At 63.8% G+C, this 19304-nt stretch carries 17 protein-coding genes; 15 read left to right on the top strand and 2 right to left on the bottom strand.

Annotation, left to right across the window (positions count from 1 at the left end; genetic code table 11):
* Positions 1–130: 130 nt before the first annotated feature.
* Positions 131–1012, bottom strand: a complete 882-nt coding sequence (locus AC0L2L_RS24445; RefSeq protein ID WP_473581857.1) for a LysR family transcriptional regulator — start codon at positions 1010–1012, stop codon at positions 131–133.
* Positions 1013–1185: 173 nt separating this feature from the next.
* On the opposite strand from AC0L2L_RS24445, the gene AC0L2L_RS24440 reads away from it, so the two are divergent.
* The 4 genes from AC0L2L_RS24440 to AC0L2L_RS24425 all read left to right on the top strand — a co-directional run bounded on the left by AC0L2L_RS24440 (position 1186) and on the right by AC0L2L_RS24425 (position 4065).
* Entirely contained in the window at positions 1186–1392 is a 207-nt protein-coding gene (locus AC0L2L_RS24440; RefSeq protein WP_473581855.1) for a hypothetical protein, read from the top strand.
* Entirely contained in the window at positions 1389–2885 is a 1497-nt protein-coding gene (locus AC0L2L_RS24435; RefSeq protein ID WP_027166777.1) for a CoA-acylating methylmalonate-semialdehyde dehydrogenase, read from the top strand. The genes AC0L2L_RS24440 and AC0L2L_RS24435 overlap by 4 nt, the downstream gene beginning before the upstream one ends.
* A gap of 336 nt (positions 2886–3221) precedes the next feature.
* Positions 3222–3524 carry a hypothetical protein gene (locus AC0L2L_RS24430; protein WP_473581853.1) on the top strand — a complete coding sequence of 101 codons (303 nt, stop codon included), beginning with the start codon at positions 3222–3224 and terminating at the stop codon, positions 3522–3524.
* A 223-nt stretch (positions 3525–3747) separates the two neighbouring features.
* Positions 3748–4065 carry a hypothetical protein gene (locus AC0L2L_RS24425; RefSeq protein WP_473581852.1) on the top strand — a complete coding sequence of 106 codons (318 nt, stop codon included), beginning with the start codon at positions 3748–3750 and terminating at the stop codon, positions 4063–4065.
* A gap of 31 nt (positions 4066–4096) precedes the next feature.
* Here AC0L2L_RS24425 and AC0L2L_RS24420 read toward each other — a convergent pair whose 3' ends face one another.
* Positions 4097–4801 carry a GntR family transcriptional regulator gene (locus AC0L2L_RS24420; protein WP_473581850.1) on the bottom strand — a complete coding sequence of 235 codons (705 nt, stop codon included), beginning with the start codon at positions 4799–4801 and terminating at the stop codon, positions 4097–4099.
* A 68-nt stretch (positions 4802–4869) separates the two neighbouring features.
* On the opposite strand from AC0L2L_RS24420, the gene AC0L2L_RS24415 reads away from it, so the two are divergent.
* The 11 genes from AC0L2L_RS24415 to pyc all read left to right on the top strand — a co-directional run bounded on the left by AC0L2L_RS24415 (position 4870) and on the right by pyc (position 19124).
* The gene (locus AC0L2L_RS24415; protein ID WP_473581848.1) at positions 4870–5805 is read left to right on the top strand and encodes a dihydrodipicolinate synthase family protein; all 936 of its coding nucleotides are present in this window, start codon (positions 4870–4872) and stop codon (positions 5803–5805) included.
* A 14-nt stretch (positions 5806–5819) separates the two neighbouring features.
* A complete protein-coding gene (locus tag AC0L2L_RS24410) occupies positions 5820–7061 on the top strand; it encodes an NAD(P)/FAD-dependent oxidoreductase (RefSeq protein ID WP_473581846.1) in 1242 nt (413 codons plus the stop codon).
* Positions 7062–7086: 25 nt separating this feature from the next.
* The gene (locus AC0L2L_RS24405) at positions 7087–8088 is read left to right on the top strand and encodes a 4-hydroxyproline epimerase (protein WP_473581844.1); all 1002 of its coding nucleotides are present in this window, start codon (positions 7087–7089) and stop codon (positions 8086–8088) included.
* A gap of 123 nt (positions 8089–8211) precedes the next feature.
* Complete coding sequence (locus AC0L2L_RS24400) at positions 8212–8913, top strand: haloacid dehalogenase type II (protein WP_473581842.1); 702 nt, start codon at positions 8212–8214, stop codon at positions 8911–8913.
* 390 nt (positions 8914–9303) lie between these two features.
* Positions 9304–10206, top strand: coding sequence for a branched-chain amino acid ABC transporter permease (locus AC0L2L_RS24395; protein ID WP_027166769.1), 903 nt, complete (start codon positions 9304–9306; stop codon positions 10204–10206).
* Positions 10207–10211: 5 nt separating this feature from the next.
* A complete protein-coding gene (gene livM, locus AC0L2L_RS24390) occupies positions 10212–11603 on the top strand; it encodes a high-affinity branched-chain amino acid ABC transporter permease LivM (RefSeq protein ID WP_473581840.1) in 1392 nt (463 codons plus the stop codon).
* Positions 11603–13021: an ATP-binding cassette domain-containing protein gene (locus tag AC0L2L_RS24385; RefSeq protein WP_473581838.1), complete on the top strand. Its 1419-nt coding sequence runs from the start codon at positions 11603–11605 to the stop codon at positions 13019–13021. The genes livM and AC0L2L_RS24385 overlap by 1 nt, the downstream gene beginning before the upstream one ends.
* Positions 13021–13749, top strand: coding sequence for an ABC transporter ATP-binding protein (locus AC0L2L_RS24380; protein ID WP_473581836.1), 729 nt, complete (start codon positions 13021–13023; stop codon positions 13747–13749). The genes AC0L2L_RS24385 and AC0L2L_RS24380 overlap by 1 nt, the downstream gene beginning before the upstream one ends.
* 14 nt (positions 13750–13763) lie before the next feature.
* The gene (locus AC0L2L_RS24375; protein WP_473581835.1) at positions 13764–14111 is read left to right on the top strand and encodes a DUF6867 family protein; all 348 of its coding nucleotides are present in this window, start codon (positions 13764–13766) and stop codon (positions 14109–14111) included.
* Between the two features lie 136 nt (positions 14112–14247).
* Entirely contained in the window at positions 14248–15366 is a 1119-nt protein-coding gene (locus AC0L2L_RS24370; protein WP_027166764.1) for a branched-chain amino acid ABC transporter substrate-binding protein, read from the top strand.
* Positions 15367–15665: 299 nt separating this feature from the next.
* Entirely contained in the window at positions 15666–19124 is a 3459-nt protein-coding gene (gene pyc, locus AC0L2L_RS24365) for a pyruvate carboxylase (RefSeq protein WP_473581833.1), read from the top strand.
* Positions 19125–19304: the final 180 nt, after the last annotated feature.

Genomic DNA, 19304 nt, shown 5'->3' with positions numbered 1-19304 from the left:
CAGGCAAGGCGGCAACGACCAACTGCCCGTGATAGGATCGGCCGCAGCGAGGAGACTATGGGATGCGCCTGTTTCCTTTGGCGATGGCGACCGCGTATGTGATCGGCGCTTCGTTCGTGCTCGACCCCGACTAGACGAAAAGGCTGCGCTCCCGCTCCACCGCCCTGGTGATGAAGTTGGCGACGAGCTGGACGCGGCGCAGCGGCCGCACCGATTCATGATAGACCAGCCAGTAGGCGCGGCGGATGGGCGCGACGATGTCGACGGGCACCAGCTCCGGCATCGAGCGGGCGACGAACGTATGCAGGATGCCGATGCCGGCGCCGGAGCGCACCGCTTCGGCCTGGCCGAGCGCCGAGGAGATGGCGAAGCTGGTGCGCCAGTCAGCGCTGAACTCGGCGGCATAGTCGAGCGAGGGGCTGACGATGAGGTCCGGCACATAGCCGATCAGCGTGTGCCGGCCGAGCTCGGCCGGCGCTTTGGGCAGGCCGTTGGCCTCGGCATAGGCGAGGGACGCGAACAGGCCGAGCGTGTAGTCGACCAGCTTGCCAGCCACTAGCCGCCCTTCGGTCGGCCGCTCGACGGTGATCGCAATGTCGGCCTCGCGCCGTGACAGGGAGAATGAACGCGGCACCGGCACCAGCTGGATGGTGAGCTCGCGGTGAAGGGCGGTCAGCTCGCCCAAACGCTTTGCCAGGAAAGCGACGCCGAATCCGTCGGGCGCGCCGATGCGCACGGTGCCGGAAACATCGTCGCCCTCGCCGGCAATGGTCGAGCGCGCGGCGATCATGTCGCCTTCCATGCGCTCGGCGATGTCGAGGAAGCGCTCGCCGGCCGGCGTCAATTCGCTGCCGGTGGTCAGGCGGCGGAAGAGTTTTGTGCGCAATGCCTCCTCGAGCGCGGCGATGCGGCGCGAGACGGTGGCGTGGTTGAGCTCCAGGCGCTTCGCCGCGCCGAGGATCTGCCCGGCGCGCGCCACGGCGAGAAAGATACGGACGTCATCCCAGTTCATGGGGATGGTCCGGATTGTGATTGTCAACGTCGCGTTCCTTCGCGCCCCCCTCTGTCCTGCCGGACATCTCCCCCTCTAGGGGGGAGATTAGCAGCTTCGCCGGCAACGCCTTCTCCTGCATCGGCGATTGGCGAAAACCGGCGCGACATCTGATCTCCCCCCTAGAGGGGGAGATGTCCGGTAGGACAGAGGGGGGCGCGAAGGAACTCAACCTATCGTCCTTGAGCGGATATTTTGCAGCACCGCTATTTGCGGGAATTGATGCTCTTTCGTCAATCGTTGTCTATTTTCCGCACAACGGTTGCGATCTTCCTCGCGTTGCCATCGCCACCGCAAAGGCGGACAATGGGATCATCATCAAGCAGGGAGAGAAACCATGATCGAATACGGTCATTTCATCGGCGGCAAGCGTGTCGCCGGCACCAGCGGCCGCAAGCAGGATGTGATGCAGCCGATGGACGGTTCCGTGCGCGGCACGGTGGCTTTGGCCTCGCAGGCTGAGCTGCGCGCCGCGGTCGAGAACGCCAAGGCGGCGCAGCCGAAATGGGCCGCCACCAACCCGCAGCGCCGCGTGCGCGTGCTGATGAAGTTTCTCGAGCTGGTCGCCCGCGACTATGACGAACTGGCCGACATCCTGGCGCGCGAGCACGGCAAGACGATCGCCGACGCGCGCGGCGACATCCAGCGCGGCCTCGAAGTGGTCGAAGTCTGCATCGGCGCGCCGCACATGATGAAGGGCGAGTTCACCGACGGTGCCGGCCCCGGCATCGACGTCTATTCGATGCGCCAGCCGCTCGGCGTCGTCGCCGGCATTACGCCGTTCAACTTCCCGGCCATGATCCCGCTGTGGAAGATCGCCCCGGCCATCGCCTGCGGCAACGCCTTCATCCTCAAGCCGTCGGAACGCGATCCGGGCGTGCCGATCCGCATCGCCGAGCTGTTCATCGAAGCCGGCCTGCCTGCCGGCATCCTCAACGTCGTCAACGGCGACAAGGAAGTGGTCGACGCCATCCTCGACGATCCGGATATCAAGGCCATCGGCTTTGTCGGCTCGACGCCGATCGCCCACTACATCTATTCGCGCGGCACCGCTTCCGGCAAGCGCGTGCAGTGCTTCGGCGGCGCCAAGAACCACATGATCATCATGCCCGACGCCGACTTGGACCAGACAGTCGATGCCCTCATCGGCGCCGGCTACGGCTCGGCCGGCGAACGCTGCATGGCGATCTCGGTGGCCGTACCGGTCGGAAACGACACTGCCAACCGGCTGATGGAAAAGCTGGTGCCGCGTGTCGAGAGCCTGAAGGTCGGCCCGTCGACGGACTCTGCCGCCGATTTCGGCCCGCTGGTGACGGCGCAGGCGCTGGAGCGCGTCAAGGGCTATGTCGATATCGGCGTCAAGGAAGGCGCCAAGCTCGTCGTCGACGGTCGCGGCTTCAAGATGCAGGGCTATGAGAACGGCTACTATATGGGCGGCTGCCTGTTCGACAATGTGACGGCCGACATGCGCATCTACAAGGAAGAGATCTTTGGGCCGGTGCTCTCGGTGGTGCGCGCGCCGACCTATGAGAGCGCGATCAAGCTTGCCAACGACCACGAGATGGGCAATGGCGTGGCCATCTACACCCGCGACGGTGACGCCGCGCGTGACTTTGCTTCCAGGGTCCAGGTCGGCATGGTCGGCGTCAACGTGCCGATCCCGGTGCCGATCGCCTATTATACGTTCGGTGGCTGGAAGGCGTCGTCCTTCGGCGATCTCAACCAGCACGGCCCGGACGCGTTCCGCTTCTACACCAAGACCAAGACGGTCACCTCGCGCTGGCCGTCCGGCATCAAGGACGGCGCGGAATTCGTGATCCCGACGATGAACTGATTGGACGGTTCTCCGAGAGTCATTAGTAGAAAGCGCGGTGCAAACCGCGCTTTCTTTTTATTGGCGCGGAGGAACGCGTCGTGGGGTCATACGCATCCCGGATGTGGCGATCAACTTGTCGCCTTGCGGGGCTCGCAGCGGCGCGCAGTGCAATTCCAGGCGCATGATTCCCGGTGTGCACCCTGAGGAAACATCGGCACATTCTAATAATTCCATCGCCGTGTGATGGAACCAACAGACCACTTTCTGCCTTAGGTTTTATTCCTGCCATGCGTGCAGGCAATCGAACAGCGCCGGTGGCAGCCGGGGTTCTCGTCTGGCGCGAGGAGGTGTCGGATGGCACGATTTCTTATGGCGACAATGTTGGTGGCGGCGGCGATGACCAGCGGAGCAGCGCCCGCGAACGCGGCAGCGCAATGCGCGGCGCGCGCGGACATCATCAAGGCCCTCGGCGACAAGTTCCACGAAAGCGAAGCCGGGCGCGGCCTGATCAACCCGAACGTCGTGCTCGAAATCTTCGTCTCCGATCAGGGCAGCTGGACCGTTCTTGCTTCCGACACCAAGGGGCAAAGCTGCATCCTGTCCGTCGGCGAGGGCTGGGACAGCCCGACGATCACCGCGTCGATGCCGGGCGCCTGAACCACCAGGGAACTGGGCACCAAGGCGCTTTCCGCGGCACCGCTTGTTTAGCGGGCGAAGCTTCACCATATCGAATCCAGGGAATCATAATTTCCCTAGGACAGACCGGAAACCAGAAGGAGTGACGTGATGAAGACGTCGAATCCGGCCTGGAGCCTTCCGGCATACTGAGGCGGCCGAATGTGCCTCCCTTGCCGGAACGCGAAGGCGAAGGAGGTGCCAGATGGCACGCGAATTTTCGTTTCGATGGATCAAGCTGGCGGCCTTTGGCGTCATGATGGCGCTGTCGGCAATTCCGGCGCGGGCGCAAGTCATCTGCGGCGGCCATGACTATCTGGTCGCGAGGCTGGCGGAGGCATTCGAGGAGAAGCGGCTCGGCTACGGCTTGGCCGGAGAAGCCACCATCTTCGAGGTGTTCGTCTCGGCAAGCGGAACCTGGACCATCCTGATGACCGACGTCAAAGGCCAGAGCTGCATCCTGGCCGCCGGCGAGGGGTGGGAAGATACGCTGGCCACCGCGGTCGGGCAGCCGGGCGGCTGAACCGCCTCGACCAGGTGCTGAGCCGCTCCGCTCAACGCGTGGCAGCCACCTGGGCATGGCCGCGCAGCAGTGATATCAATTTCTTGGCATCCTTGGCCGCGCCTTCCTCGTCGCCATCGAGGATGGAGCGGATCAGCGCGACGTGGTGTTCGGCCGACTCGGCCAAGCCCGTGTCGGCCTTGTAGCGATACCAGAAGCGGCGGCTGTGCGTCTGCAAGGGAGCGGCCACACGCGCCGCGAAGGGATTGTCGGCGGCGATGGCCAGCGCTTCATCAAGCGCCTTGTCGGCCTGGATGAAGGCAAGCACGCTGCCCGAGATCACCGCCTTCTGCATGGCCAAAGCCGCCTCGTGGAACAGGTCGGCGGCCTCGCGGGTGACGAAGCGGGCGGCCGAGCGGGCGAGCACCACCTCGATGCCGCGCCGTGCATCCAGCACCCGCAGCCAGTCGCCGGCGTGAAGCGGCGCGACCGCGATACCCGCGCGGGGTCTTATGTCGAGAAGCCCTTCCCAAGCCAGCCGCTGGATCGCTTCACGCACGGGGGTGCGCCCGAGGCCCAGCCGCTCGATCAGCGCGCCTTCGGTGACGAAGCTCGATGGCGCCAGTTCGAGTGTGACGATCATGTGCTCCAGCGCGCGATAGGCCTTGGTCGCAGCCGGCTCGAAGGTCGTATTCGCCTCGATGGATATCAGTGGGGAGATCAACGGCAGGCTCCTGATATATTTTTCATATATCATAACGGATTCAGCGTTGACAGGCCAATTCTTAATAGATATACGGCTGATATATCAGAGGAGAGACAGCCATGTGGACCGGAGTTTTCCCCGCCGTCACGACCAAATTCACCGCCGACGACCGCCTCGACCATACCGAGATGGAGCGCTGTTACGGACTGCAGATGGAGGCCGGCTGCGACGGCATCATCGTGTGCGGGTCGCTCGGCGAGGGCCCGATGCTGTCGCAAGACGAGAAGATCGAGGTACTGAAGACGGCGCGGAAGGTCGCGGGCAGGAAGCCGGTGCTGCTCACCGTCAACGAGCCCGGTACGCGCGAGGCGGCAGCCATCGCGCGGCGCGCCGCCAAGGAAGGCGCCGACGGCCTGATGGTGGTGCCGAGCCCGATCTACCACACCAATCCTGAGGAAACGGTCGCGGCCCTGCGTGCGGTGGCCGAAGCCGGCGACCTGCCGGTGATGATCTACTCCAACCGGCTCGCCTATCGTGTCGACGTCACCGTCGACCTGATGGAGGAACTCGCCTCGGACAAGCGCTTCGTCGCGATCAAGGAATCGTCCGACGACATCCGCCGCTCGACCGAGATCATCAACCGGTTCGGCGACCGCTACGATCTCTTCACCGGTGTCGATAACCTCGCTTTCGAAGCGCTGTCGGTCGGCGCCATCGGCTGGGTGGCTGGTCTCGTCACTGCCTTCCCGCGCGAGACGGTCGCGATCTACCAGCTGATGAGGCAGGGCCGCCGCGAAGAGGCGCTGGCAATCTATCGCTGGTTCCGGCCCTTGCTCGACCTCGATGTCTCCACCTATCTGGTCCAAAACATCAAGCTTGCCGAAGTGCTGGCGATCGGTACCAATGACCGCGTGCGCATGCCGCGCCAGCCGCTGTCGGGCGAACGCCGCAAGGCGGTCGAGAAGATCATTCGGGATGCGCTGGCGGTGCGGCCGAAGCTGCCGTCGCTCCAGGCTTCTCCTCGATCGGCGGACAAAATGGTGGCAGCCGAATAAAGGACAGCACGGACGTGCCAGGAAATTCCGACATCGCCATCATCGGTGGCGGCATCATCGGTATCTGCGCCGCGGCCCTGCTGTCCGAAGCGGGGCGCGGCGTCACCGTCTTCGACCGCACCGGCATCTGCGAGGAGACGAGTTCCGGCAATGCCGCCGCCTTCGCCTTCTCCGACGTGCTGCCGCTGGCGCATAAGGGGATGATCCGGCAATTGCCGAAATGGCTCGCCGATCCGCTCGGGCCCTTGACCATCCCGCCGGCCTATCTGCCGAAACTCCTGCCCTGGCTGATCCGCTTCTGGCGGGCGGGCGCGCCGAAGCATTACGAGGCGAGCCTCGCCACGCAGGCCGGCATGATGAAGCTCGCCGAGGCCGAATGGATGGGCTTGCTCGACCGCTCCGGCACGCGGCCGATGCTGCGCGAGAATGGTTCGCTGGAATTCTATGAAAGCGAGGCGGAGTTCCGTGCCTCGCTGCCCGGCTGGGCCGAGCGGGAGCGTTTCGGCATCGGCTTTCGCCATGTCGAGGGCGATGAGATGGCGTCGCTGCAGCCTGGTCTTGCGCCGCGCTTCGTCAAGGGCACCTTCGTGCCGGGATGGAAAACGGTCGCCGACCCGAAGCTGCTCGGCAAGGCGGTCTGGGCCCATGCGGAAAAACGCGGCGCCCGTTTCGAGCATGCGCGGGTCGAGCGCATAGAGGCGGGCGCAAACGGCGCCACGATCGTTCTGGCCGACGGCACAAGGCGGACGGCGAAGAAGCTTCTGATCGCAGCCGGGGCCTGGTCGCATCTCCTGGCAAGGAATCTCGGCGACCGCATCCCGCTCGAGACCGAGCGCGGTTACAACACGACGCTGCCGGTGTCGGCCTTCGACGTGAAGCGGCAGCTGATCTTTTCCGGGCATGGCTTCGTCATCACGCCACTGGAAACGGGCCTGCGCGTCGGCGGCGCCGTCGAGCTCGGCGGCATCGAGCGGCCGCCCAACTTCGCCCGTTCCAAGGCGATGCTGGAGAAGGCGAGGCGTTTCCTGCCCGGGCTCGATCCGTCAGGCGGCCGCGAATGGATGGGTTTTCGCCCGTCGCTGCCGGATTCGCTGCCGGTGATCGGCGCGACGCGAGCGCCAAATGTCTATTATGCTTTCGGCCACGGCCATCTCGGCCTGACCCAGGCGGCGGCGACCGGCCGCTTGATCCGCGATCTCGTTCTCGGGCAGACTCCGCCGCTCGATCTCAATCCTTTCCGCCCGCAACGGTTCTGACATTATCCGACATCAAGAGAGCATCATGGCCAAGAAATCCTTCTTCTGCATCGACGGCCACACCTGCGGCAATCCGGTGCGCCTCGTCGCCGGCGGCGGACCGCTGCTCGAAGGCAAGACGATGATGGAGCGGCGGGCGCATTTCCTCGCCGAGTATGACTGGATCCGCACCGGCCTTATGTTCGAGCCGCGCGGCCATGACGTGATGTCGGGCTCGATCCTCTATTCGCCGACGCGCGAGGACTGCGATATCGCCATCCTGTTCATCGAGACGTCGGGCTGCCTGCCGATGTGCGGCCACGGCACCATCGGCACGGTGACTTTTGCGATCGAGCACGGGCTGGTGAAGCCGAAGACGCCGGGCGTGCTCAGGCTCGATACGCCGGCAGGTCTTGTCATCGCCGAATACAAACAGGTCGGCGAATATGTCGAGGAGGTGCGCATCACCAACGTGCCGTCCTTCCTTTACGCCGAAGCGCTGACGGTGGACTGCCCGGTGCTTGGCGAGATCAGCGTCGACGTCGCCTATGGCGGCAATTTCTACGCCATCGTCGAGCCGCAGGAGAACTACCGCGACATGGCCGACTACTCGGCCGCCGATTTCATCGCATGGAGCCCGGTGGTGCGGCAACGCCTCAACGAGAAATACTCCTTCGTCCATCCGGAAAACCCCGGCATCAACCGGCTGTCGCACATGCTGTGGACCGGCAAGCCCAAGCACGAAGAGGCGGATGCGCGCAACGCCGTCTTCTATGGCGACAAGGCGATCGACCGCTCGCCTTGCGGCACCGGCACCTCGGCGCGCATGGCGCAGCTCCACGCCAAGGGCAAACTGAAAGCCGGCGACAGCTTCGTGCATGAATCGATCATCGGCTCGCTGTTCAAGGGCAGGGTCGAAAAAGAGGTCAGCGTCGCCGGCAAGCCGGCGATCATCCCTTCGATCGGCGGCTGGGCGCGCATGACCGGGTTGAACACCATCTTCATTGACGACCGCGATCCGTTCGCGCATGGGTTCATCGTGACGTAGCTTCGTCCGATGAAGCAAGCGGACTGGCGTCCGAGGGGCCGCCAGGCCGAGCTTCCGAAGCCGTGCAAGGGTGGTCGTTCAATGGCCGCCTTCTATTTGATCGATGGCAGTAAAGGATATCCCATGCTTTCCGGCCCCAAACCCGAATGGCTGACCTTCGATTGCTACGGCACTCTCATCCAATGGGATGAAGGTTTGCTTGCCGCCGTCAACACGATCCTTGCCAACCATCCAGGATCCAATGTCGAGCCGCAGACGCTGATCCGCGTTTACGACAAGCATGAACACGCCCTGGAGGCCGAGCGGCCGCACAAATCGTTCCGCCGCGTGGCCGGCGAAGGGCTGCGGCTGGCGATGGATGAGCTGAAGCTCGCCTCCTCGCCGGACGACATCGAGGTGCTGACCGGCAGCATCTCCCGAATGCCGCCCTTCCCGGAAGTCGTCTCGGCGCTCCACGCGCTCAAGGCCCAGGGGTTCAAGCTTTGCATCATTTCCAACACCGACGATGACATCATTGCCGGCAATGTCGCCCAACTCGGCGGGCACATCGATCGCGTCGTCACGGCGCGGCAGGCCGGCGCCTACAAGCCCACGCAGCAGATCTTCGATTTTGCCCACAATGCGCTTGGCGTCGGCCGCGGCGAGGTCGTGCATATTTGTGCCAGCCCGCATCTCGATCTCGCGGCCGCCCGCGATCTCGGCTTCCGCTGCATCTGGATCGACAGAGGAACCGGCCGCGAACCTCTGCCCGACTACGCCCCGAATGCCGTCTTCCCGACGCTCGATCGGGTGCCGCCCTTTCTCAGGTCGACGGTCTGGGGTTGAAGCGAACGAGGGTACTCACGGTGTCGGCGCGCTGTCGCATGACCGTCACACAGCGAAGAATCCTGACCTAACGGAAGGCGCGGGACCGCAAAGCCAGCCACCTTCTTCGATGCAAGGAATCGCCTCATCAACTTATTTTGACGGCGATTCCTTCGACAGGAGGCTCATCATAAGGTTGAATCGTCAAAGACATTGCGTTGTGCCAATGGTAGGGTCCGCGATAGTCCAGGGGTCGGGTGCGAAAAAGACGGGCAATCGGACGGCGTGCTTCCAAACCACGCGGAGCGATTGAAAAATCACGTTGCAATCCGGGCTCGAAACTTTACGACTAGGGGAAATACGAAAAGGAGTGCGTCCGCAAAGGCGACATTCCAGGGGAGCCGCGTAAATATGCAGTATTTCGTCCAGCAGCTTATCAATGGGCTGACGCTGGGATCTATCTATGGGCTGATCGCGATCGGCTACACGATGGTCTACGGCATCGTCGGCATGATCAATTTCGCCCATGGCGACATCTTCATGGTCGGTGCCTTCACCGCGCTCATCGTCTTCCTGATCCTCGGCGCGCTGTTCTATTCGGTGCCGGTCGTGGTGGCGCTTCTGATCATGATGATCGTGGCGATGCTTCTGACCAGCCTCTACAACTGGACCATCGAGAAGGTGGCCTACCGGCCGCTGCGCGGATCGTTCCGGCTGGCGCCGCTGATCACCGCCATCGGCATGTCGATCGCGCTCTCCAACTTCGTGCAGGTCACGCAGGGTCCGCGCAACAAGCCGATCCCGCCGATGGTGAGCCAAGTCTACACGATCGACGGCATCAGCGTCTCGCTGAAGCAGATCATCATCGTGATCGTAACCGCGGCGCTGCTGGCGATCTTCTGGTACCTGGTCAACAGAACGTCGCTCGGCCGGGCGCAGCGCGCCTGCGAGCAGGACCGCAAGATGGCGGCGCTGCTGGGCATCGACGTCGACCGCACCATCTCCATCACCTTCATCATGGGCGCCGCGCTTGCCGCCGTCGCCGGCACGCTGTTCCTGATGTATTACGGCGTCGTGGTGTTCTCCGACGGCTTCGTGCCGGGCGTGAAAGCCTTCACTGCGGCAGTGCTCGGCGGCATCGGCTCGCTGCCTGGCGCCGTGCTCGGCGGACTCTTGATCGGCTTCATCGAGAGCATGTGGTCGGCCTATTTCTCCATCGACTACAAGGACGTCGCCGCCTTCTCGATCCTGGCGATCGTGCTCATCTTCCTGCCGTCCGGCATTCTGGGCCGGCCTGAAGTCGAAAAGGTCTGATCCTCATGGCCGCTACCGTGTCCTCGGAGCGCGACACAGTCGCTACTCCCATCCAGCGCGCTTTTCGCGAAGCGCTCTATGCCGGCGTCATCTCGCTTGGCCTGTTCGTGCTGTTCATTGGTCTCAGGACCGACCAGAACATCAGCAATGAATTGATCCTGGTGAAGCGTTGGGGTCTGCTCGCCATCGTGGTCATTGCCGTTGCCGTCGGCCGGTTCCTCTATGTCGCCTACGCGATCCCGGCGATGGAGCGGTCGAAGGCCGCGAGGGCCGCGGCGCCGGCGGTCGTCGCCGAGCCGGGCTTCGTCAAGCAGAACTTCAACAAGATCGGCCTCGTCGTCCTCATCCTCTATCCCGTAGCGATGGTGCTGCTGTTCGGCTTCCAGGGCTCGCTCAAATGGGTCGACAATTTCGGCATCCAGATCCTGATCTATGTGATGCTGGCCTGGGGCCTCAACATCGTCGTCGGGCTCGCCGGCCTGCTCGATCTCGGCTACGTCGCCTTCTACGCGGTCGGCGCCTATGCCTACGCGCTGCTCGGCACGCATTTCGGCCTGTCGTTCTGGATCCTGCTGCCGGCCGCCGGCTGCATGGCCGCTTTCTGGGGCGTCATGCTCGGCTTCCCGGTGCTGCGGCTGCGCGGCGACTATCTGGCGATCGTCACCCTTGCCTTCGGCGAGATCATCCGTCTTGTGCTCATCAACTGGCGCGAGGTCACCAACGGCTCGGCAGGCATCTCGGGCATTCCGAAGGTCTCTTTCTTCGGGTTGATATCGTTCAACGTCTCGGACCCGAACTACATCGCCAAGGTTCTGAACATCGCTCAATCGGGCGCCTACTATAAGATCTTCCTCTACTATCTCGCCCTGGCGCTCTGCTTGCTTACCGCCTTCGTCACCATCAGGCTTCGCCGCCTGCCAGTGGGCCGCGCCTGGGAAGCGCTGCGCGAGGACGAGATCGCCTGCCGCTCGCTCGGCATCAACACCACCACCACCAAGCTGACGGCGTTCGCCACCGGCGCCATGTTCGGCGGCTTCGCCGGCTCGTTCTTCGCCGCAAGGCAGGGCTTCGTCAGTCCCGAATCCTTCGTCTTCCTGGAATCGGCGATCATCCTTGCCATCGTCGTGCTCGGCGGCATGGGTTCGCTCGGCGGTATCGCGGTGGCGGCGCTGGTCATGATCGGCGGCACCGAGATCCTGCGCGAGCTCGACTTCCTCAAGGCCGTGTTCGGGCCAGACTTCACGCCTGAGCTCTACCGCATGCTTCTGTTCGGCATGGCCATGGTGATCGTCATGCTGTGGAAGCCGCGCGGCTTCGTCGGCAGCCGGGAACCGACGGCCTTCCTCAAGAAGCGAAGAGCGGTCTCAGCCTCCTTCACCAAGGAGGGTCACGGTTGATGAACGCGGAAGCTTCGATGAACGATATCATCCTGCAGGTCGAGCACCTGTCGATGAAGTTCGGCGGCCTCGTCGCCATCGGCGACCTCTCGTTCCAGGCCAGGCGCGGCGAGATCACCGCGCTGATCGGGCCGAACGGCGCCGGCAAGACGACGGTGTTCAACTGCATCACCGGCTTCTACAAGCCGTCGGAAGGCATGATCACCCTCAACCGGAACGACGGCTCGACCTACTTGCTCGAGCGGCTGCCCAATCATGAGATCCCGGCGCGCGCGAAAGTGGCGCGTACCTTCCAGAATATCCGCCTGTTCTCCGGCATGACGCTGCTGGAAAACCTGTTGGTGGCTCAGCACAACAAGCTGATGAAGGCTTCGGGCTACACGTTGCTCGGCTTGTTCGGCGTCCCCAGCTACCGGCGGGCCTCGGCCGAGTCGATCGAACTCGCCAGGCACTGGCTGGAGAAAGCCGACCTCGTCGATCGCGCCGACGACCCGGCCGGCGACCTGCCCTATGGTGCGCAGCGCCGCCTGGAGATCGCACGTGCCATGTGCACGGGGCCGGAGCTTCTGTGCCTCGACGAACCGGCCGCCGGCCTCAATCCGAAGGAGTCGGCCGCGCTCAATGCCCTGCTGATGGGCATCAAGGCCACCGGCACCTCGATCCTGCTCATTGAGCACGACATGTCTGTGGTCATGCAGATTTCCGACCACGTCGTGGTGCTCGAATACGGCCGCAAGATCTCCGACGGCAATCCGCAATCGGTGCGGACCGATCCGCGCGTCATCGCCGCCTATCTCGGCGTCGACGACGAGGAGGTCGAGACTGTGCTGACCGAAGTCGGCGACGAGGACGTGATCGAGCAGCTCGATACGGGGCCCGACTCAGCGCATGGCCCCGGCTCGTCGTCCTCCTATCTTGCCGGACCGGTGAGTGACACGGTCGGCCACAGCGAAGGTGAGCACGTCACAGTTTCGAAAGGTGCTTCGAAAGCGGCTCAGGTCGACGCGCGCGCCGCCTCCGTTGCCAGCAGGCCTGTCGCCCCGCCGGCGGCAAAATCCGCCCCGCCGGCAAAGCCGGCCCGAAAGGCGGGCACTGCGAAAGCCGGGACCAAAAAGCCGGCAGCAAAAGCACCGGCAAAGGCCGGAAGTATTTCCAATCGCCTGGATGCGCCTCGTGGCGGCAAGGCGGACAGCCTGGTCCGCATCAAGGGCATCGGACCGGTCAACGAGCGCAAGCTGAACGAGCACGGCATTTTCCATTTCGACCAGATCGCGGCCTGGAAGAAGGCCGATATCGAAGCGGTGGAAGCCTATCTCGCCTTTGACGGGCGCATCGCTCGCGAAGACTGGATCGGCCAGGCGAAGACGCTGGCGAAGGAAGTGGCGGCCAAGCCCGCGACGCGGGGAGGGCGCAAATAATGGCCGGCACAACGCTGCTCGACATCAAGAGCGTCGAAACCTACTACGGCAACATCCGGGCGCTGAACGGCGTCAACGTACATGTCAACCAGGGTGAGATCGTGGCGCTGATCGGCGCCAACGGCGCCGGCAAGTCGACGCTGATGATGACCATCTTCGGCGCTCCGCGCGCTCGCGCCGGCAACATCACCTTCGCCGGCACCGACATCACCCAGATGCCGACGCACGAGATCGCCCGCCTGCGCATCGCCCAGTCGCCGGAAGGACGCCGCATCTTCCCGCGCATGACGGTGATGGAAAATCTGCAAATGGGCGCCAGTATCGACAACCTCAAGCATTTTGACGAGGACGCCGAAAAGGTGTTCACGCTGTTTCCGCGGCTGAAGGAACGCATCGCCCAGCGCGGCGGCACGTTGTCGGGCGGCGAGCAGCAGATGCTGTCGATCGGGCGCGCGCTGATGGCGCGGCCGAAGCTGCTTCTGCTCGACGAGCCGTCGCTTGGTCTTGCGCCGCTGATCGTCAAGCAGATCTTCGACGCCATTCGCGAATTGAACAAGTCGCAAGGGCTGACAGTGTTCCTGGTCGAGCAGAACGCGTTCGGCGCGCTCAAGCTCGCCACGCGCGGCTATGTCATGGTCAACGGCAATGTGACGATGAGCGGCACCGGCAAGGAACTGCTCGCCAATCCGGAAGTGCGCGCCGCCTATCTCGAAGGCGGACATCACTGAGAGAGGTCTTCATCATGCAGGGTATTATCTACGAAGAACCCTCGATCTGGCATTTTCTCTTTGTCACCGGGCTGCTCGGGGGCGGGGCCGCATGGATGACCGGCAAGGCCGTGGCCCAGACCTGGGGCACTCACGTTCGGCTGTTCCTCTACATGCTCGGTCTCGGAATCGGCATCAGGTTCATCCATCACGCTTTGTTCTGGAGCACGATGTTCTCACTGCATTACTATATCGTCGACACCATCGTCCTGATGATATTGGGCTTCCTCGGCTATCAATACACGCGCACCAACCAAATGGTCACACAGTATAACTGGCTCTATGAAAGAGCTTCCTTATTAAGCTGGAAACCGAAAGGTTGACGTTCACCATTGCGCCGTTTCGGGGATGAATCGGCGTGACAAGTGCCCGAAAATCGGCATTCTATGCTTTCTGCGATAAGGGTGGGCATCGCATGAAAGTATCATCCACGCCCACTCCGTAAATGGGAGCGTTTCAATGAAAAAGTCACTTTTGTCCGCCGTTGCGCTGACCGCGTTCGTCGCGTTCAGCGGCAGCGCGTGGGCCGCTGACATCCTGATCGGCGTTGCCGGTCCGATCACCGGCCCGAACGCCGCGTTCGGCGCACAGTTGCAGAAGGGCGCGGAACAGGCGATCGCCGACATCAACGCGGCGGGCGGCGTCAATGGCCAGCAGCTCAAGCTCGAGATCGGCGACGACGTCTCCGATCCCAAGCAGGGTATCTCGGTCGCCAACAAGTTCGTCGCCGACGGCGTCAAGTATGTCGACGGCCACTTCAACTCGGGCGTCTCGATCCCGGCCTCGGAAGTCTATCAGGAAAACGGCATGCTGGAGATCACTCCGGCCGCGACCAACCCGAAGTTCACCGAGCGCGGCATGTGGAACACCTTCCGTACCTGCGGTCGTGACGACCAGCAGGGCAAGGTGGCCGGCGACTACATCGCCAAGAACTTCAAGGACGCCAAGATCGCCATAGTCCACGACAAGACCCCTTATGGTCAGGGCCTCGCCGACGAGACCAAGAAGAACCTGAACGCCAACGGCATCACGGAAGTGATGTATGAAGGCGTCAATGTCGGCGACAAGGACTTCTCGGCCCTCATCGCCAAGATGAAGGAAAGCGGCGTCACGCTCATCTACTGGGGCGGCTTGCACACCGAAGCCGGCCTGATCATCCGTCAGTCGGCTGACCAGGGCCTGAAGGCGCCGCTGTTCTCGGGCGACGGCATCGTCTCCAACGAACTGGCCTCGATCGCCGGCGACGCCGTTGCCGGCACGCTCAACACCTTCGCTCCGGATCCGCGCAAGAATCCGGCCGCCAAGGAAGTCGTGGAGAAGTTCCGCGCCGCCGGCTTCGAGCCGGAAGCCTACACGCTCTACTCCTACGCCGCCGTGCAGATCATCGCCCAGGCCATTGCCAAGACCGGCTCGGCTGACGACGCACAGAAGGTTGCGGAGACGATCCGGGCCAACACGTGGAAGACGGCCATCGGCGACATCGGCTACGACGCCAAGGGCGACATCACCCGCCCGGACTACGTCATCTACGAATGGAAGAAGGGCGACGACGGCAAGTACAGCTACTTCGAGAAATAAGCCGGCAAACCCTGAAGCAGGTCGCGAGACCTGCTTTTAGCCGACACGTAATGGATGCCCGGCGCTTTGCGCCGGGCATTTTTGTTTGCGGGTTCGCGGTCGGTCAGAAAGCTCCGCGCTGCGGTTGGAATACGCTCTCACCGCACCGTCGCCGTCGCTGGAAGAACAACCGCGGCGCGTTTGCCGCAAACAAGCGACCTAAATCGTTTTAGGTGTCGCGCAAATTCGTTTGCACTGCAGCATTTTCAAGCTAATCATTGCGCCGGTTCAACGTCCCTTCCGCTGCTGGAGCCCAGTCCTTGGCAATCACGAAGATCCTCGTCGCCAACCGGTCCGAAATCGCCATCCGTGTGTTCCGCGCGGCCAACGAGCTCGGCCTCAAAACCGTGGCGATCTGGGCGGAGGAGGACAAATATTCGCTGCATCGCTTCAAGGCCGACGAGAGCTATCAGGTCGGGCGCGGCCCGCATCTTGCCAAGGACATGGGTCCGATCGAGAGCTATCTGTCGATCGAAGAGGTGATCCGCGTCGCCAGGCTGTCCGGCGCCGACGCCATCCACCCTGGCTATGGCCTGCTGTCGGAAAGCCCGGAATTCGCCGAGGCCTGCGCCGAGGCCGGCGTCACCTTCATCGGCCCGAAGCCGGAAACGATGCGCAGGCTGGGCAACAAGGTCGCCGCGCGCAACCTGGCGATCGAGGTCGGCGTGCCGGTCGTGCCGGCAACCGACCCGCTGCCGGACGACATGGATGTGGTGAAGAAACTCGCCGCACAGATCGGCTATCCGGTAATGCTCAAGGCCTCGTGGGGCGGCGGCGGCCGCGGCATGCGCGCCATCCGCGCCGAAGCCGACCTGGCGCGCGAGGTGATGGAAGGCAAGCGCGAGGCCAAGGCCGCCTTTGGCAAGGACGAGGTCTATCTCGAAAAGCTGATCGAACGCGCCCGCCATGTCGAGGTGCAGGTGTTGGGCGACACCCACGGCAACGCGGTGCACCTGTTCGAGCGCGACTGCTCGATCCAGCGCCGCAACCAGAAGGTCGTCGAGCGCGCGCCGGCGCCGTATCTCAGCGAAGACCTGCGCCAGGAGCTTTGCGGCCATGCGCTCAAGATCGCGCGCGAGACCAGCTATATCGGCGCCGGCACGGTCGAGTTCCTGCAGGACGCCGACACCGGCAAGTTCTACTTCATCGAGGTCAATCCGCGCATCCAGGTCGAGCACACCGTCACCGAGCAGGTGACCGGCATCGACATCGTCAAGGCGCAGATCCATATCCTCGACGGTTTCGCCATCGGCACGAAGGCATCGGGCGTGCCGGCGCAGAAGGACATCCGGCTCAACGGCCACGCCCTGCAGTGCCGCATCACCACCGAGGATCCGGAGCACAATTTCATCCCGGACTATGGCCGCATCACCGCCTATCGCGAGGCGGCCGGCTTCGGCATCCGGCTCGACGGCGGCACCGCCTATTCGGGCGCCGTCATCACCCGCTTCTACGATCCGCTGCTCGAAAAGATAACGGCCTGGGCGCCGACGCCCGGCGAGGCGATCTCACGCATGAACCGGGCGCTGCGCGAGTTCCGCATCCGCGGCGTGGCCACCAACCTCACCTTCCTCGAAGCGATCATCAACCACCCGCGCTTCGCCGACAATTCCTACACGACCAGGTTCATCGACACGACGCCGGAACTGTTCGAGCAGGTGAAGCGGCAGGACCGCGCCACCAAGCTGCTCAACTATCTGGCCGACGTCAGCGTCAACGGCCATCCCGAGACCCGCGGCCGGCCGATGCCGAAGGCCAATGCGGCCGCACCGGTGGTGCCCTATCTCAACGGCCATGTCCCGGACGGCAGCAAGCAGAGGCTCGATGCGCTGGGCCCCGAGAAATTCGCGGCCTGGATGCGGGAGCAGCGCCAGGTGCTGGTCACCGATACGACGATGCGCGACGGCCACCAGTCGCTGCTGGCCACGCGCATGCGCACGCATGACATCGTCGGCATCGCCGGCACCTATGCGCGGGCGCTGCCGCAGCTCCTGTCGCTGGAATGCTGGGGCGGCGCCACCTTCGACGTCGCCATGCGCTTCCTCACCGAGGACCCATGGGAGCGGCTGAGCAAAGTGCGCGAGGCGGCGCCCAACCTTCTGCTGCAGATGCTGCTGCGCGGCGCCAACGGCGTCGGCTACACCAACTATCCCGACAATGTCGTCCAGCATTTCGTCCGCCAGGCTGCAAGCGGCGGCGTCGACCTGTTCCGCGTCTTCGACTGCCTGAACTGGGTGGAGAACATGCGCGTCGCCATGGACGCGGTCGGCGCCGAGGGCAAGCTGGTCGAGGCGGCGATATGCTACACCGGCGACATCCTCGATCCGGCGCGCGCCAAATACGACCTCAAATATTATGTCGGGCTCGCCAAGGAGCTGGAAGCCGCCGGGGCGCACATCATCGCCGTCAAGGACATGGCCGGCCTGTTGAAGCCGGCTGCGGCACGCGTGCTGTTCAAGGCGCTGCGCGAGGCGACCGACCGGCCGATCCATTTCCACACGCACGACACGTCGGGGCTCTCGGCGGCGACGGTGCTTGCGGCGGTGGAAAGCGGCGCCGACGCCATCGACGCGGCGATGGATTCCTTCTCCGGCAATACCTCGCAGCCCTGCCTCGGCTCGATCGTCGAGGCGCTGAAGGGCACCGAGCGCGACCCTGGTCTCGATCCGCAGTGGATCCGCCGCATTTCCTTCTACTGGGAAGCGGTCCGCAACCAGTACGCCGCCTTCGAAAGCGACCTCAAGGGGCCGGCCTCGGAGGTCTACCTGCATGAAATGCCGGGCGGCCAGTTCACCAACCTCAAGGAACAGGCGCGCTCGCTCGGCCTCGAGACGCGCTGGCACGAGGTCGCGCAGGCCTATCACGACGTCAATTTGATGTTCGGCGACATCGTCAAGGTCACGCCTTCGTCCAAGGTGGTCGGCGACATGGCGCTGATGATGGTCAGCCAGGATCTCACCGTCGCCGATGTCGAGAACCCGGCCAAGGACATCGCCTTCCCGGACTCGGTCGTGTCGATGCTGCGCGGCGATCTCGGCCAGTCGCCCGGCGGCTGGCCGGCGGCGCTGCAGAAAAAGGCGCTGAAGGGCGAGAAGCCGATCACGGTACGACCGGGCTCGCTGTTGAAGCCCGCCGACCTCAAGGCCAGCCGCAAGGACATCGAGACGAAGCTCGATCGCAAGCTCTCGGAGCACGAATTCGCCTCGTGGCTGATGTATCCGAAGGTGTTCACCGACTTCGCCGCGGCGCAGGAGACATACGGGCCGGTGAGCGTGCTGCCGACACCGACCTATTTCTACGGCATGAAGTCAGAGGAGGAGATCTTCCTCGACATCGAGAAGGGCAAGACCCTGGTGGTTCGCTGCCAGGCGTTCGGCGATGTCGACGACAACGGCATGGTCACCGTGTTCTTCGAGCTCAACGGCCAGCCGCGCCGCGTCAAGGTGCCGGACAGGGCGCATGGCGCTTCCGCCGCCAAGGCCCGCCGCAAGGCCGAGCCCGGCAATGAGGGGCATGTCGGCGCACCGATGCCGGGCGTCGTGTCGGCGCTTGCCGTAGCGACCGGACAGGCGGTCAAGGCGGGCGACGTGCTGCTGTCGATCGAGGCCATGAAGATGGAAACCGCGCTGCATGCCGAGCGCGACGGCGAGATCGCCGAAGTGCTGGTCAAGGCCGGAGACCAGATCGATGCGAAGGATCTCTTGATCGCCTTCAAGTAGGTGCGCCGATATTCAGGTGAGGCCGGCCTGCAAACGCCGGCTTCCTGCGCTTCCGGTGCTCACGTACTTAAGTACGCTCCGCTCCGGTTCTCGGATCCCGTCGTTTTCGACTCGGCCTGACCTGAATCTCGACGCACCTTAAGATGTGCCTGGCCGTCCACAACCGCTCGATAAGTGTCT

The organism is Mesorhizobium sp. WSM4832 (assembly GCF_055811115.1).
The sequence above is the reverse complement of the archived record's forward strand: the minus strand, read 5'-3'. Positions and strand labels throughout refer to the sequence as shown.

Bases quoted from the DNA above. Each gene is read 5' to 3' on its own strand.
- AC0L2L_RS24395 (WP_027166769.1), top strand. From the start codon at position 9,304: ATGCAGTATTTCGTCCAGCAGCTTATCAATGGGCTGACGCTGGGATCT.
- AC0L2L_RS24435 (WP_027166777.1), top strand. From the start codon at position 1,389: ATGATCGAATACGGTCATTTCATCGGCGGCAAGCGTGTCGCCGGCACC.
- AC0L2L_RS24385 (WP_473581838.1), top strand. From the start codon at position 11,603: ATGAACGCGGAAGCTTCGATGAACGATATCATCCTGCAGGTCGAGCAC.
- AC0L2L_RS24380 (WP_473581836.1), top strand. From the start codon at position 13,021: ATGGCCGGCACAACGCTGCTCGACATCAAGAGCGTCGAAACCTACTAC.
- AC0L2L_RS24440 (WP_473581855.1), top strand. From the start codon at position 1,186: ATGTCCGGTAGGACAGAGGGGGGCGCGAAGGAACTCAACCTATCGTCC.
- livM (WP_473581840.1), top strand. From the start codon at position 10,212: ATGGCCGCTACCGTGTCCTCGGAGCGCGACACAGTCGCTACTCCCATC.
- AC0L2L_RS24430 (WP_473581853.1), top strand. From the start codon at position 3,222: ATGGCACGATTTCTTATGGCGACAATGTTGGTGGCGGCGGCGATGACC.
- AC0L2L_RS24400 (WP_473581842.1), top strand. From the start codon at position 8,212: ATGCTTTCCGGCCCCAAACCCGAATGGCTGACCTTCGATTGCTACGGC.
- AC0L2L_RS24425 (WP_473581852.1), top strand. From the start codon at position 3,748: ATGGCACGCGAATTTTCGTTTCGATGGATCAAGCTGGCGGCCTTTGGC.
- AC0L2L_RS24370 (WP_027166764.1), top strand. From the start codon at position 14,248: ATGAAAAAGTCACTTTTGTCCGCCGTTGCGCTGACCGCGTTCGTCGCG.
- AC0L2L_RS24420 (WP_473581850.1), bottom strand. From the start codon at position 4,801: ATGATATATGAAAAATATATCAGGAGCCTGCCGTTGATCTCCCCACTG.
- AC0L2L_RS24415 (WP_473581848.1), top strand. From the start codon at position 4,870: ATGTGGACCGGAGTTTTCCCCGCCGTCACGACCAAATTCACCGCCGAC.
- AC0L2L_RS24375 (WP_473581835.1), top strand. From the start codon at position 13,764: ATGCAGGGTATTATCTACGAAGAACCCTCGATCTGGCATTTTCTCTTT.
- AC0L2L_RS24405 (WP_473581844.1), top strand. From the start codon at position 7,087: ATGGCCAAGAAATCCTTCTTCTGCATCGACGGCCACACCTGCGGCAAT.
- AC0L2L_RS24445 (WP_473581857.1), bottom strand. From the start codon at position 1,012: ATGAACTGGGATGACGTCCGTATCTTTCTCGCCGTGGCGCGCGCCGGG.